This is a genomic window from Amycolatopsis sp. NPDC059021 (assembly GCF_042739895.1).
In the GTDB taxonomy this organism is placed as follows: Bacteria; Actinomycetota; Actinomycetes; order Mycobacteriales; family Pseudonocardiaceae; genus Amycolatopsis.
Map to the genome: position 1 here is coordinate 16,923 of NZ_JBHYIQ010000050.1, position 14,884 is coordinate 31,806.

Annotated in this window: 10 protein-coding genes; 3 read left to right on the top strand and 7 right to left on the bottom strand. The window is 70.2% G+C overall.

Features of this window, described 5'->3' with window-relative positions; translation table 11 throughout:
• The first annotated feature begins 345 nt into the window (after nt 1-345).
• On the top strand, nt 346-1,278 hold the full coding sequence (locus tag ACFWX1_RS26985; RefSeq protein ID WP_378391858.1) for a hypothetical protein: 933 nt from the start codon (nt 346-348) through the stop codon (nt 1,276-1,278).
• A 102-nt stretch (nt 1,279-1,380) separates the two neighbouring features.
• Here the strand turns inward: ACFWX1_RS26985 and ACFWX1_RS26990 are convergent, their stop codons facing one another.
• Nucleotides 1,381-3,027 carry an acyl-CoA synthetase gene (locus tag ACFWX1_RS26990; RefSeq protein WP_378391859.1) on the bottom strand — a complete coding sequence of 549 codons (1,647 nt, stop codon included), beginning with the start codon at nt 3,025-3,027 and terminating at the stop codon, nt 1,381-1,383.
• A 170-nt stretch (nt 3,028-3,197) separates the two neighbouring features.
• Here ACFWX1_RS26990 and ACFWX1_RS26995 point away from each other — a divergent pair, with 170 nt between their 5' ends.
• Nucleotides 3,198-4,901 (top strand): bifunctional 3'-5' exonuclease/DNA polymerase, encoded by a 1,704-nt coding sequence (locus tag ACFWX1_RS26995; protein ID WP_378391861.1) that lies wholly within the window; start codon nt 3,198-3,200, stop codon nt 4,899-4,901.
• A 148-nt stretch (nt 4,902-5,049) separates the two neighbouring features.
• Here the strand turns inward: ACFWX1_RS26995 and hrpA are convergent, their stop codons facing one another.
• From hrpA to ACFWX1_RS27025, 6 genes are all read right to left on the bottom strand, one after another.
• A complete protein-coding gene (gene hrpA, locus ACFWX1_RS27000; RefSeq protein ID WP_378391863.1) occupies nt 5,050-8,934 on the bottom strand; it encodes an ATP-dependent RNA helicase HrpA in 3,885 nt (1,294 codons plus the stop codon).
• Between the two features lie 111 nt (nt 8,935-9,045).
• Nucleotides 9,046-10,209, bottom strand: coding sequence for a lactate 2-monooxygenase (locus ACFWX1_RS27005; RefSeq protein WP_378391865.1), 1,164 nt, complete (start codon nt 10,207-10,209; stop codon nt 9,046-9,048).
• Between the two features lie 13 nt (nt 10,210-10,222).
• On the bottom strand, nt 10,223-11,401 hold the full coding sequence (locus ACFWX1_RS27010) for a cation:proton antiporter (RefSeq protein ID WP_378391866.1): 1,179 nt from the start codon (nt 11,399-11,401) through the stop codon (nt 10,223-10,225).
• 42 nt (nt 11,402-11,443) lie between these two features.
• On the bottom strand, nt 11,444-11,758 hold the full coding sequence (locus tag ACFWX1_RS27015; RefSeq protein ID WP_378391868.1) for a hypothetical protein: 315 nt from the start codon (nt 11,756-11,758) through the stop codon (nt 11,444-11,446).
• A gap of 54 nt (nt 11,759-11,812) precedes the next feature.
• A complete protein-coding gene (locus ACFWX1_RS27020; RefSeq protein ID WP_378391870.1) occupies nt 11,813-12,388 on the bottom strand; it encodes a GNAT family N-acetyltransferase in 576 nt (191 codons plus the stop codon).
• A complete protein-coding gene (locus tag ACFWX1_RS27025) occupies nt 12,385-13,884 on the bottom strand; it encodes an APC family permease (RefSeq protein WP_378391872.1) in 1,500 nt (499 codons plus the stop codon). Before ACFWX1_RS27025 ends, ACFWX1_RS27020 begins: the two co-directional genes overlap by 4 nt.
• Nucleotides 13,885-14,101: 217 nt before the next feature.
• On the opposite strand from ACFWX1_RS27025, the gene ACFWX1_RS27030 reads away from it, so the two are divergent.
• Nucleotides 14,102-14,743, top strand: coding sequence for a GPP34 family phosphoprotein (locus ACFWX1_RS27030; protein ID WP_378391874.1), 642 nt, complete (start codon nt 14,102-14,104; stop codon nt 14,741-14,743).
• Nucleotides 14,744-14,884: the final 141 nt, after the last annotated feature.

Sequence of the window (14,884 nt, forward strand, 5' to 3'; positions counted from 1 at the left end):
GGCCGCGCGGTGGGGCGCTCGCGGGGCCACCGGTCCTCGAACGGCCTGCCGCACCCGGTGATCGGACACGGTCGGCGGCCGGAGCCGGATCCGTTTGCACGGTCCTGACCTGTACGACCCGGTAACCTGGGAAGGCGCGCGGGCTCCGGGCCGCTGAGTCATACAAACGTGCGTGCCGGGGCCGGGGCAACGATTCCCAGTTGCCAGTACTAGTCCGTTCGACCCAATACCGGTCGGCCGCCGCGGGATGTGGGCTGCTCACAAGGTGTGGCCATGTCACCGCGTACTGCTAACGTGCTCGCAGTCGTAGTACCGGGGACGGCACACATGGGGCGGGTCACAACAATGGCGGGAAGCACGGCGGGCCAGGGTGACCACGAAGGCGAGCGCACGGCGTTCGCGATCGCGCTGCGCAACGCGATCGCCGCGAGCGGCCTGAGCCTCGACCGTATCCAGGCCCGGCTGCGGGCCCGCGGCGCCACGGTCAGCGTCACGGCACTGAGCTACTGGCAATCCGGCAAACGCCAGCCCGAGCGGCAGGGCTCGCTGTCGGCCGTGCGGGTACTGGAGGACATCCTCGGCGTGCCCGCGGGGTCGCTGCTCGGCCTGCTGCCGCCGCCCCGCCCGCGCGGCGGTGCCCGGCGCCAGACGAGCGGCGCCGAACCGCTGACGTTCACCAGGGAAACGCTTCAACCACTGCTCGAACGCGTCGGCGCGCCCCACGCTCTCGATCGCCAGCACCAGTTGAAACTCGTCGGCCTGCACGACCAGTGCGAGATCGCCGAGGACGGCGGGCAACGCGCCGTCACCGCCCGCGCGGTGTTCCAGGCTGGCGCCGACGGCCAGGACCGCTGGCTGCTCGTCTACGCACAGGGCAACCCCGAAGCCGGGCCGCCCGCGCTGCACGCGGTCCGCAACTGCCGGGTCGGGCGCGCCGAGGTCGACGACGCCCACGGGCTCACCGTCGCCGAACTGATCTTCGACCGTCCCATCGACCGCGGCGAAACCCACCTCATCGAGTACTCCCTGATCAACGCCGGACCGCCGTACCCGGAGTGCCAGAACACCTACTACCGCGAGTTCCGCCGCCCGGTGCGGGAATACCTGCTGGAGGTGCGGTTCGCGCCCGGCACCGCGCCCGAGCGGTGCTGGCAGTACTCACGCGAAGGCGGCGAGGGCGCGCTCGCCCGGCGCCGGCTGAAGCTCGACGGCGGCGACGGGGTACACGCCGTCGCCCTCGACTTCGGCCCCGGCATCTTCGGCATCGACTGGGACTGAGACCGCGGCCAAGGTCCGTGAAGGACTCCTTACCGGCACTGAGCGCCGGTAAGGAGTCCTTCACGGCACGCCCTGTGGAGGGAGGCGAAGGCGCTTACTGGGTCAGTGGAGTTTGTTGCGCAGGACCTTGCCCGTCGCGTTGCGCGGCAGTTCGTCCAGGAACTCGACGTCTCGCGGCACCTTGTACCGGGCCAGATTCGCCTTCACGTAGTCACGGACGCCTTCGACGTCCAGTGAAGAGTCCTCGGTCCGCACCACGAACGCCTTGAGCCGCTGCCCGAACTCGGGGTCCTCGACGCCGATCACCGCGGCCTCCAGCACGTCCGGCCGTTCGACGAGGAGGTTCTCCACCTCGATCGGGTAGACGTTTTCACCGCCCGAAACGATCATCTCGTCGTCACGGCCGTCGATGAACAACAAGCCGTCCTCGTCGAAATGCCCGACGTCGCCGCTGGAAAGCAGCCCGTCGATGATCTCCTTGTGCCGCCCGTCGGTGTATCCGCCGAAGCTGAGTCCACTGCCGACGAACACCCGCCCGGTCACGTTCGGCTCGGTGATCTTGCCGCCCTTTTCGTCGTACAGCGCGACCTTGCAGCCCACCGGGGCGCGGCCGACGGTGCCCGGCGCCTTCTCCCAGTCCTCCGGCGTGGCGACCGTGGCGACCGCGACCTCGGTGGAGCCGTAGAGGTTGTGCACGACCGGCCCGAACGCCGCGTTCGCCCGGTTCCCGAGATCCGGCGACAACGCCGACCCGGCGACGAAGATGATGCGCAGCGACGAAGTGTCGTACTTCTCCCGCACCTCGGCCGGCAGGTCCACGATGCGCTGCAGCATGGTCGGCACCAGGACCAGCGCGGTGCACCGGTGCTCGGCGACGCCGCGCAGCGCCTCCTCCGGATCGAACTTCCGGCGCATCACGACCTTCGAGCCGAGCGCCGAGGACAGGATGAACTGCGAGAGCCCGGTGCCGTGGAACAACGGCGCGCCCATGTACGTCGCTTCGTTGGCACGCAACGGAATCCGGTCGAGGAACTGCGCGGAGGCCAGTGCCGAGGTGTGTGGCCGCGGCGCGCCCTTGGGCGTCCCGGTGGTCCCGCTGGTCAGCAGCACGAAACCGCCGGGCCTGGCCGGGGTCGGCACCGGCCGGTCGTCGGTGCTCGCGATCAGCTCGTCCAGCACCGGGACGGACCGGTCGGCGAGTTCCTGACCGGGATCGACCCACGCGAGATAGCGGTCCACGGTGTCCGGGATCGCGTCGAGCAACCCGGTGAACTCGTGGTCGTAGACCAGCGCGGTGACGCCTTCGCGCGCGGCGACGTCGGTCAACTGCGGCTTGGCGAACCCGGTGTTCATCAGCAGCAGCTTCCCGCCGAGCTTGCCGACGGCGGCCATCGTGACGACCAGGCCGCGGTGGTCACGGCACAACGCGGCGATCACCGACCCGGTGCCGAGGCCGCGCTCCGTCCACGCCCTGGTCAGCGCGTTGGACCGGTCGTCGAGCTGTTTGTAGGTGAGCGGTCCCAGTTCGTCGACGATGCCGACGGCGGACGGGTTCCGCCGTGCGGAGATGTGGTTGGCGCCGGCGAAGGGGCCGTACTTGTTGATCGCGATGAGCGACCGCAGGCCCTCGTCGAGCCGGGGGAAGGGGACCAGGCCCGCACGGCGCATCACGTCCACGCTGCGCACCGTCTCGGCGACCTTGCCCGTCACCGAGGTGGCGAACTCGGCCACGTTGGCCGGGTACTTCATCCGGGTACCTCCGTTGCTGCTTCGTTGCCGCGTCGAGGACCCACACCGGCGGGGCCGTACCGGCGGTATGGGAGCTACTCGACAGTAAACCAACGAAGCGCGCCGCACCAGAGTGGCGCCGGACGGTGATCGCGGCCGGAATTGTCGGTGGTCACCCGCACAATGTCTTCGTGCAGGTGTTCGCCGGTCAGGAGGAGGACGGGAGCCACGCGGTCCACGTCCCGGACGCGCCGTCGTGGAGCCGATCGGGGCTCGACGACGCGGCGCTGGTCGCGCACGCCCGGAGGCTGGAGGCCGAGCACGAGCCGCGCTGGGTGTTCACCTCGGCCGAGCAGTTCTACCCGGTGCTGGTCCAGGGCGGGCTGCGGGTCCGGCGCTGTCACGACCTGGCACTGGCCGAGGGGCTGCTGCTGGCGTACGAGGGCCGGGAGAGCGAGTCACGGGGCCTGCGCGCGGCGCTCGCGAGGGCGAACGGCGAGGAGGTGCCCGAGGGCGACGATCCGGCGTTCGCCGAGCTGGCGCAGCCGACGCTGTTCGAGACACGCGGGCCGGGCCTGCCCGCCGGGGTCACGGTGCTCGACGCGGCCCGCCGGGTGCTGGCCGAACAGGAGCGCCGGATCGCCGCCACCGAGCATCCGGACCGGATGCGGCTGCTGCTGGCCGCGGAATCGGCGAGCGCGCTGGCGGCGGCCGAGATGTCGGCGGACGGGCTGCCCTGGCGCGCGGACCTGCACCGGGAGTTGCTCGCCGAGCGGCTCGGTGCCCGTGTCCCGGCGGGTCAGCGGCCGAAACGGCTGGTCGAGCTCGCGGAGCGGATCAGCGCGGCCTTCGACGGACGCCCGGTCAACCCGGATTCGCCTGCCACCGTCGTCCGCGCGCTGGCCAGGGCCGGGATCGAGGTGCCGTCGGCGCGGAAGTACCTACTGCGCGAGATCGACCATCCCGCCGTCGAGCCGCTGCTGGAGTACAAGGAGCTGTCCCGGCTGCATACCGCCAACGGCTGGGCGTGGCTCGACGAATGGGTCACCGACGGGCGATTCCGCCCGCACTACGTCGTCGGCGGGGTCGTGTCCGGGCGCTGGGCCAGCCGCGGTGGCGGCGCGCTGCAGATCCCGAAGATGCTGCGCACCTGCGTCCGCGCGGACCCGGGCTGGAAGCTCGTGGTGGCCGACGCCGCCCAGCTCGAACCCCGGGTGCTGACGGCGTTGTCCGGCGACCGGCGGCTCGCCGAGGTCTCGGCGGCGACGGATCTGTACGCGCGGCTGGGCGAGGCGCTGTTCTCCGGCGCCCGCTACGTCGCCCCGGCGCATGACGACCGGAGCGACCGGGACAGGGCGAAGATCGCGATGCTCTCGGCGATGTACGGCGGCACGTCCGGCGAGGCGGGCCCGCTGCTCGGCTTGCTGCGTCAGCGTTTCCCGGACGCGGTGTCCTATGTGGAGCGTGCGGCGCAGGCGGGCGAACGCGGCGAACGCGTCCGCTCGCGGCTGGGCCGGACGTCCCCGGCGCCGTCCGCCGCCTGGCGGGCACTGACCGGCGGCCTCGCGGAGGACGAGGCGGCGGAGACCAAGGCGCGCCGGGCCTCCCGCGGCTGGGGCCGCTTCACCCGCAACTTCGTCGTACAGGCCAGCGCCGCCGACATGACCGCCATCCTGCTGGCCACCCTGCGCCGGCGCCTGCCCGCCCCCGCGCATCTCGTGTTCTTCCAGCACGACGAGGTCATCGTGCACACCCCCGCCGAACTCGCCGACCAGGTCTCGGCGTCCATTGTGGACAGTGTCACCGAAGCCGCGCGTCTCCTCTTCGGCCCGGCCTGCCCGGTCCGCTTCCCCCTGCACATCGCCCCCGTCGACACCTACGCCGACGCCAAGTAACCCCGAGTCGTCCGTCCAGGTACGCGAGTCGTCCGTCCAGGTACGCGAGTCGTCCGTCCAGGTACGCGAGTTCGCCGTTCGAGTTCGGACGCCACGCGTACCCAGGTGGACGACACGCGTACGCGGATGGACGACACGACGTGAGCGGTCAGGCCAGCGCGTCGTCGATGGCTCGGGTGATGCGTTTGAGCGAGACGGGGTGGGCTGTGCCGAGGGTCTGGGCGAAGAAGCTCACGCGGAGTTCCTCGATCATCCAGCGCACCTCGCGCAGGGCCGGTGACGACTCGCCCGGCGGCAGCGTGGCCAGCGCGTCCTCGTACTCGCGGGTGATCCACGCGACGTCGGCGGTGCGCTGCAGATCCCGCGTCGGGTCGGTCGGCAGCTTGTCCAGCCGTCGCTCGATTCCCCGCAGGTAACGCACCAGATGAGGCAGCCGGTCCTGACCGGTGGCCGTCACGAAACCCGGGTACACCAAACCGGCCAGCTGCGCGCGGATGTCGGCGAGCGATTCCGCCGGGCCGCGGGCGTCGGGGAGCACGGTCTCGACGTCGTTCGCCGCGCGCAGGATGCGTTCGACCTCGGTGAGCACGGCCAGCACGCCCGGGTTCAGCCCGGCCCGGACCTTCTCCAGCAGCGCCGCGAACCCGGCCTCGTCCCACACCGGCCCGCCGGCGTCGGCCATCAGCTTGTCGACCGCGCAGTCGACACAGTCTTCCAGCAGCCCGGCGACGCTGCCGTGCGGATTCCGGTTGAGCACGAGCTTCGCGGAGTTGCTCAGGTTCCGGGTGATGAACTTCATCGGCGAGTTCAGGCTCAGCCGCAGCATCCGCCGCGTGCCCGCCCACATCGCGTGCTCCTGCTGGCCCGGTGTGTCGAGCAGCCGCACGGCGACCGACGAACCCTCGTCGACCAGCGCCGGATACGCCCGCACGTCGTGGCCGCGCTGCTTGCTCGCGAACACCTTCGGCAGTTCCCCGAACGCGGGCGAGGTCAGGCCCGAACGCTCGATGCTGGGCGCGGCCTTCGAGATCGTCGCTCGCACCTTGCCCGAAAGGCGGCGCTTCAGCTCTTCGATATCCTTGCCCTCGGCGACCTTCCGGCGCCGGTCGTCGAGCACCCGGAACGTCATCCGCAGATGGTCGGGCACCGACGAGAGCTGAAAGTCCTCCGGCCGCACGGAAACCCCGCGCAGCCGCTCGAGTTCCTCGGACACGACGTCGAGCAGCGGCCCGTCGGCGGGCCCGACGCTGGAGAGCACGAGCTTCGCGTGATCCGGCGCGGGCACGAAGTTGCGCCGCAACTGTTTGGGCAACGCCTTGATCAGCTGGGTCACCAGTTCCTCGCGCAGGCCCGGCACCTGCCAGTCGAACCCGTCCGCGGTGACCTGGTTCAGCACCGCGAGCGGAATGTGGACGGTGACGCCGTCGGCGTCGGAACCCGGCTCGAACTGGTAGGTCAGCGCGAACGCGTGCGTGCCCTGGGTCCACGAATCGGGGTAGTCGGCCTCCCGCACTCCGCCCGCGGAATCGTTGATCAGCATCGCCTTTTCGAAGCTGAGCAGATCCGGCTGCTCGCGGCGCGCCTTCTTCCACCAGCTGTCGAAATGCCGCACCGAGACGATGTCCGCGGGCAGCCGCTCGTCGTAGAACTCGAACAACGTCTCGTCGTCGACGAGGATGTCCCGGCGGCGAGCGCGGTTTTCCAGGTCCTCGACCTCGTCGAGCAGCGCCCGGTTCTCGGCGAAGAACTTGTGGTTGGTCTGCCAGTCGCCCTCGACCAGCGCGTGCCGGATGAACAGCTCCCTGCACAGCTCGGGATCGATCTTGCCGTAGTTGACGCGCCGGTCGGTCACCAGCGGGACGCCGTACAGCGTCACCTTCTCCACCGCCATGACCGCGCCCTGTTTGCGCTCCCAGTGCGGCTCGGAGTAATTCCGCTTGACGACGTGCCCGGCCAGCGGTTCGACCCATTCCGGCTCGATCCGCCCGTTGACCCGGCCCCACAGCCGGGACGTCTCCACCAGTTCCGCCGACATCACCCAGCGCGGCTGCTTCTTGAACAGCGCCGAACCGGGGAACACCGCGAACCGCGCGCCCCGGGCACCGAGGTAGTCACCCTTCGCGGGATCCTTGAGCCCGATGTGCGAGAGCAGCCCGGCGATCAGCGACGTGTGAATCCGCTGCGGATCCGCCGGCTCCGTGTTCAGCGTGATACCGAGCGGTTTCGCGAGCTGACGCAGCTGGCTGAAGATGTCCTGCCATTCCCGCACCCGGAGGTAGTTCAGGTACTCGTTACGGCACAGCTTGCGGAACTGGTTGCTGGACAAGGCCTTCTGCTGATCGGTGACGTACTCCCACAGCTTCAGGTAGGCCAGGAAGTCCGACGTCGGATCGGCGAACCGCGCGTGCTGGGCGTCGGCCGCCTGCTGTTTCTCGGCGGGCCGCTCCCGCGGGTCCTGAATGGACAGTGCGGCGGCGATGATCATGACCTCGCGGACACAGCCGTTGCGCGAGGCCTCCAGCACCATCCGCGCCATCCGCGGGTCGACCGGCAGCTGCGCGAGCTTGCGTCCGATCTCGGTGAGCCGCCTGCCCTCGTCCTTCTCCGAAGCGTCGAACGCGCCGAGCTCCTGCAGCAGCTGGACGCCGTCGGAAACCTGGCGCCGGTCCGGCGGCTCCACGAACGGGAACGCCGCGATGTCCCCGAGCCCCAGCGACGTCATCTGCAGGATGACCGACGCGAGGTTGGTGCGCAGGATCTCCGGATCGGTGAACTCCGGCCGCGCGTCGAAGTCGTCCTCGGAGTACAGCCGGATGCAGACGCCGTCCGAGGTCCGGCCGCACCGGCCCTTGCGCTGGTTCGCCGAAGCCTGCGACACCGGCTCGATCGGCAGCCGCTGGACCTTGGTGCGGTGGCTGTAGCGCGAGATCCGCGCGGTGCCAGGGTCGATGACGTACTTGATGCCCGGCACCGTCAGCGACGTCTCGGCGACGTTGGTGGCGAGCACGATCCGGCGGCCGGTGTGCCGCTGGAAGACCCGGTACTGGTCCGAAGAGGACAGTCGCGCGTAGAGCGGCAGGACTTCGGTGTTGCGGAGATCTTGTTTGTTCAGCGCGTCCGCGGTGTCACGGATCTCGCGCTCGCCGGAGAGGAACACGAGGATATCGCCGGGGCCTTCGGCGGACAGTTCGTCGACCGCGTCGCAGATCGCCTGCGTCTGGTCGCGGTCCGGATCGGCGGTGGGATCGTCCGGGTCGACGATCGGGCGATACCGGACCTCGACGGGATACGTGCGGCCGGAGACCTCGACGATCGGGGCCTCGTCGAAGTGTTTCGAGAACCGCTCCGGATCGATCGTCGCCGAGGTGATGATCACCTTGAGGTCCGGGCGACGCGGCAGCAGCTGCTTGAGATAGCCGAGGATGAAGTCGATGTTGAGGCTGCGCTCGTGCGCCTCGTCGATGATCAGCGTGTCGTACTGGCGCAGCATCCGGTCGGTCTGGATCTCCGCCAGCAGGATGCCGTCGGTCATCAGCTTGACGAGTGTGTCCTGTCCGGAATGGTCGGTGAACCGGACCTTGTAGCCGACGGCCTCGCCGAGTTCGGTCTTCAGCTCGCTCGCGATCCGGTCCGCGACCGTGCGCGCGGCCAGCCGCCGGGGCTGCGTGTGCCCGATCTGGCCGCGGATGCCGCGGCCGAGTTCGAGACAGATCTTGGGCAGCTGCGTGGTCTTGCCCGACCCCGTCTCCCCCGCGACGATCACGACCTGGTGCTCGCGGATCGCGTCGGCGATCTCGTCCTTCAGCTTGCTGACCGGCAGCTCCGCCGGGTACTCGACCTTGGGGACGCTCTCGCGCCGCGTCTGCACGCGCAGCTCGGCGACGTCGATGTCGGCGGCGATCTGCGCCGCGACGGCCTGCTTGTCGCGGGCGCGGCGGGCACCGTCGAGCCGCCGCCGCAGCCGATGCTCGTCACGCAGCATCAACTCCGGCAGCCGCACACGCTGCGCTTCGAGGGGGGATGGTGTGGACATACTTGGGCTAAGGATAGCCGTGCGTGACGAAGACAGCCTCCCAATATGCCGCACGCGACCTCGGCCCAGCGCCCAACGCCGTGAAGGAGTCCTTCACGGCGAGCCGCCGGGTCAGACGTGGACGAGGGAATCCGGGCCGAGGTCGGCGAGCGTGCGGTGGCCGGACAGCCCCATCGTCAGGTCCAGGTCGGCCAGCAGGCTCCGCAGCACGTGCCGGACACCGGACTCGCCGGCGTGGGCCAGCCCGTACACCCACGGCCGCCCGAGCAGCACCGCCTTCGCACCGAGCGCCAGCGCCTTCACGACGTCGGCGCCGGTGCGGACGCCCGAGTCGAACAGCACCTCGGTCCGGTCGCCCACCGCCGCCACGATGCCGGGCAGCGCGTCCAGCGAGGCGATCGCGCCGTCGACCTGGCGGCCGCCGTGGTTGGACACGACGATGCCGTCCATCCCCGCCTCCACCGCGCGGCGCGCGTCGCCGACGTGCTGGATTCCTTTGAGGACGATCGGGCCGTCCCAGTGCTCACGCAGAAACGGCAGCTGGTCCCAGGTGTGGTCGGTGCCGGTCACCATCCCGATCCACCGCAGCACGGCCATGGGCATGTCCTCCTCCGGCGTCTTCTCCAGATGCGAGCGGAACACCGGGTCGCTGAACGGGATCGCGAGGCCGTCGCCGTGCAGGAACGGCAGATATGCCTGGTCGAGGTCGCCGGGCCGCCAGGCGAGCGTCCACGTGTCGAGCGTCACCACGAGCGTGCTGAACCCGGCCCGCTTCGCCCGCGCGAGGATGCTCGCGCAGACGTCGGAGTCGGCAGGCCAGTACAGCTGGAACCAGCGCTGCCCGTCGCCGTTGGCCGCAGCGACGTCCTCGATGCTGGTCGAAGACGCCGTCGAAAGGATGTACGGCAGTCCGACCGACGCCGCCGCGCGGGCGCTGGCCGATTCGGCCTCGGCGTGCACGATCGACTGGACGCCGACCGGGGCGACCAGCACCGGCGCGGGCAGCGACGTACCGAACAGGGTGGTCGACAGATCCCGGTCGGTCGCGCCGGTGAGCATCCGCGGCACCAGGCGCCAGCGGTCGAACGCCTCGCGGTTGGCGCGTGCCGTCGCACCCGACCCCGCGGCGCCCGCCACGTAAGAGAACGGGCCGGCCCCGAGGACCTGCTGTGCCGAGGCCTCCAGCTTCGTGGCGTCGGTCGAGCACGGCGGGTACGTGCCGCCGAGTCCTTGCAGGTAGATCTCGTTCTGGTAGCCGCCGAACCGTTCGCTCACCTGGGTCTCCTCGTCATCCGGCCCGCACTGTACCCGCCGGTAGCAGCCAGCTGAGCCGCGCCGATCGGGTGACGGCGAGCGGTCCGATCACAGCCAGCAACAACACGTAACCGGCAACGAACGGCGCGATCCGCGAATCGAGCCCCGCCGACGTCGCGAGCGCGGCCAGCACCAGCGAGAACTCACCGCGGGTGAGCACGGTGAGCGCGATGGTGACCGCGGCCTCCCGGTCGAACGAGTGCAGCCGCGCGGCGACCGCGCCCGCCGCCAGGTTGAGCACGATGGTCAGCGCCACGGCGAGCAGCACCGGGACGACCACCGTGCCGACCTCGCCGGGGTCGATGCTGAGCCCGAAGATGAAGAAGAACAGCGCCCCGAAGGCGTCCCGCAGCGGCAGCACGAGTTTGTGGACGCGCGGAGCGACCTTCGACCCCGCGAGCATCACGCCGACCATGAACGCGCCGATGGCGTCGGAGACCCCGACCTCGTCGGCGACAGCGGCACCCAGCACCGCGACGCCGACGAAGCACACGGTGAGCAGTTCGTCGTCGGCGGACCCGAAGAACCGCGACACGATCCGTCCGCCCCAGCGCGCGAGCGCGGCCAGCACGAGCAGGAAGCCGAACGCCTTCGCGAAGTCGAGCAGCGCCGGGCCGAAGCCCTCGGCACCGTTGAGCACCGGCTGGAGGATCGCGAGGTACAGCGCGAGGAACAGGTCCTCGATCACGATGACGCCCATGATCAGCCGGGACTCGGGGTTGTCCATCCGTCGGGTTTCGAGCAGCAGCTTGGTGACGATCGCCGACGACGAGATGCCGACGACACCGGCGATCACGAGCGCCTCACGCGTGCCCCAGCCGAGCGCGAAGCCGAAGGCGAGCCCGCCGCCGATGTTGAGCGCGAGGTACCCGAGCCCGGCGCCGACGAGCTTCCGGCCGCCTTTCGCCAGGTCGTCGAGGGAGAATTCGAGGCCGAGGTAGAACAACAGGAAGACGAGGCCGAGCCCGGACAGCACGGCCAGCTCACCCGGGTCGTCCACAAGGGACAGTCCGGGGGTGTGCGGGCCGAGCAGGATGCCGGCCAGCATGAACAGGGGGATGGTGGGCAGCCCGATGCGGGCGCCGGCTCTCGCGAGCACTCCGGCGGCGAGGAACGCGCCGCCGACGGCCAGCAGGGCATGACCGGAACTCATGGAAACCTCCGAGTACGGCTGAGTACGGGATGAAGACGCGTACTAGGCCGCGGGAGGGGCGCGTGCTTCGGCGGCGTGCGCGGGACGCCGGACGATGACGGGAGTGTGCTGAGGGAGAACTTCGCCGAAGCCTTGGCGGGCAGCACTGACCGTCGTCTCCCGTGGCACGTCGACCGGCGGGATCGGATGTGCCACAACGTGCTGCGGCACCGTCTGCTGGACGACGGCCGCCTTGGCCGTCAGGTCACCCGGCCCGCCGGGCAGTTCGGGAGTGGCGTCCGCGAAGAGGAAGAAGGCCGCGATCAGCAGGAGCAGGATGGACCGGTGCCGTGGCGCGGCGGCACGGGTCACGATCATCGCGACCTACTTTACCATTCCTTTAAGGTCAGCTCCGCGAGTCCACAGTGGACATCAGCAGGGGTCGCGCCACATCGGCCGCATCGCCGAGCCGCCGGGAAGCCGGAACGCCTCGCCGAGGTCGCGATATCCGAGACGGCGGTAAAGCCGTGCGCTACCGGCCGAACTGGACACCAGGTAGGTGGGCGCCCCCGCGGCGTCGTAACGGTCGAGCCCGTACCGGAAGAGCCTGCCACCGAGCCCCTCGCGCTGCCGGTCCGGGCGCACCGCCGCGAACTGGGCCTGCCAGTAGCCGGGCCGTGCGGGGGCGCGCTCCCCCAGCAGTTCGAAGACGACCTCCAGCCGGTCCTGCTCGGACGCTTTCAGCGCGGCGAAGCCGTCCAGCAGGGCCTCGTCGCCGCCGGGGAGCCACAACACGAGCGCGGTGAGGTCGTCGCTGACGTCGACCCTGCCGCCGTCGAACGCGGCCTCGAGGAGCACCGAGAAGAACACCGGATGCGCTTCGCGCCGTCGCCCGGCGTCCGGGAATATCCACCTGTCGACCGGATCGTCGTGAAAAGCCGCCGTCAGCACCTGCACGAGAACGTCCATTTCGGACGGTTCGGCGGCACGCGGGCCCGGTGCGCTCATCGGCTCTCCCTCAAGCCCGCCGCCGGCTCGCCGACGGCGCGGTGCTCGTCGTCCTGCACCGCTCCCCCGATCCGCGCGTAGACCTCGGGACGGCGGAAGCGCAGCACCTCGGCCCTGCCGAACCCGGCCAGGCCCGCCGCCAGGAGCAGCCCCGGCAGCGCCCAGCGCAGCGCCGTCGTGCCCGCCGCGCCCAGCAGCAGATCGAAGTTCACCAGGATCAGCACCAGGATCGCGGCCAGCGCCAGCGCCGCGAGGCCGGGGGCGATCCAGCGCCGCCACGCCGTCTCTTCGCCCGCCCGCCTGCGGAAGAAGCCGATGACCGCCAGCGAAACCGCGACCATGATGATCACCACGCCCGTCGACGCGGTCACCCCGAGCCAGGCGAACAGCTGGGTGATCGGGTCACCGGCGGCGAGCGCGAACGCCGCGACCACGACGAGCGCGAGCACCGTCTGCACCAGTGAACCGACGATCGGCGCGCCGGTGCGCCGGGCCGTCCGGCTCAGCGGCTCGGGCAGCAGCCCCTCCCTGCCCAGCGCGAAGAAGTACCGCGCCACGGCGTTGTGGAAGCTCAGCAGCGCCGCGCACTGGCTCGTCATGAAGAGGATGTACGCGGTGTCGGAGAAGATCGCGCCGACGTGCCGGGCGCTCAGGCCGAACAGCAGCGCGGGCCCGTTCGCCCTGCTTCCCGGTACGACGCCGTCCGGGCCCGCCGCCACCGACATCGCGAGCGACGACGCGAAGTACAGCACCGCGGTCAGCCAGATCGCGACGTAGGTGGCGCGGCCGACGGTACGGCTCGGGTCGCGGCATTCCTCGCCGTAGGTCGCCGCGCCCTCGAAACCGGTGAACACCGCGACCGAGAACGCGAACACCGCGCCGACGCCGGCGGTGAACAGATGGGCGGGATCGAGCGAAGCGAACGACGCGTGTCCGTCCGCCGGATGGGTGTACAACACGATATCGATGACCGCGATGACCGCCACTTCGAGACACAGCGCGACGCCGAGCACCTTCGCGTTGATATCGACGCGAAGCACGCCGAGTATCCCGACGATCACCGCCATCACGAGTGCCGGCAACCACCACGGGAGAGTCGCTCCGAACATCGTCGAGAGCCAGTTCGAGACCGACCAGCCGAACAAACCGTAGATACTGATCTGGATCGCGTTGTAGGCGATCAATGTGACAAAAGCGATCGCGGTGCCACTCGATTTGCCGATCCCGTTCGCCACGTACGGATAGAACGCCCCGGCGTTGGTGATGTACCGGCTCATCGCGGCGTACCCCACCGCGAACAGGGCCAGAATCGGCGCCAGCACGGCGAACGAGAGCGGCACCCCGATGCTGCCGGTGACCGCGTAGGTCGTCGAAACACCGCCGGCGATCGCGTAGAGCGGTCCGGCCGCCGCGACCACGAAAAACACGATCTGGGCGGCACCGAGCCGCCGATTTCCGAGGCCGCGCGGCCTCCGCCCCGGCGTCTGCGTACCCATCAATGATTCCCCGGCACTGGAAACGGATTACCGGCCTGCCGCCGGAATTCTTGATCTTGACAACGCTCCACAGACTAGGGCCACGGCACACGGCGACGGTACGGCCGATCGGGGTAACTCTCCGAATTCGGACACGCGCGTAGCCGGGTCCCGGCAGAATGCCTCCCGCCATGGTGCTGGCATTCGCCCACGAAAATCACCCGGGAGCGTTTCATTCATGCGTCGGCTGTCACTCGTCGATTCCCTCTTCTTTCTCTGTCACGACGAGTTCACCGGCAAGCCCGTGCTCACCCGCGCCATGCTGGGTACCGGCCTCGCCGGCGCGGCACTGTGCGAGCTGCTCTTCACCGACCGGATCACCGTCGAACACCGGAAAGTGCACGTTCTCACGCACTGGCCGACGGAATCGCCCACCGCCGATGCGGTTCTCTCCGAAATACTCGGTGAACACGACACGCACAGCGTCCGGGACTGGATCGACCATCTGCGGACCGGTCTGCCCGCGCTCGCCGCGCGGAACCTCGTGGCCGCCGGGCTCGTCACGGCCGAACCCGGCCGGCTCCCGGTGCGGCGGGCGGTCCGCTACCCGCCGGTCGACCTGCTCCTGTCCACCGCGGCCCGCACCAAGGTCCGCTCGGCGGTGTTCGGCGCCGATCTGCCGGATCCGCACTCGGCCTGCCTCGCCCTGCTCGCCTGGACGGCCGGCGTCGACGACCTCTGCGAACCGGAATGGCCCCGCGCGCGGACCCGCGCCTGGATGACGGACACCCACCGCGCGATGCCGGGGCGGCTCGCCGAGGTGATCGCCGGGGTCGACGCCGTCGCCGCGGCGGTGGTCTATACCGGTGACCGGAAGTGACCCGCGAGCGGGCTGAAGGGGACTTTCGTCTCACAGGATGAGCTGAAGGGGGGGTTAGTCGCCACAGGCGCGGGGGAAGTGCCCGTCACCTCAAGAGCGGGGGGGGGGGTGCAGATAGGCCACGCGCCGGGGGTGGTCGGG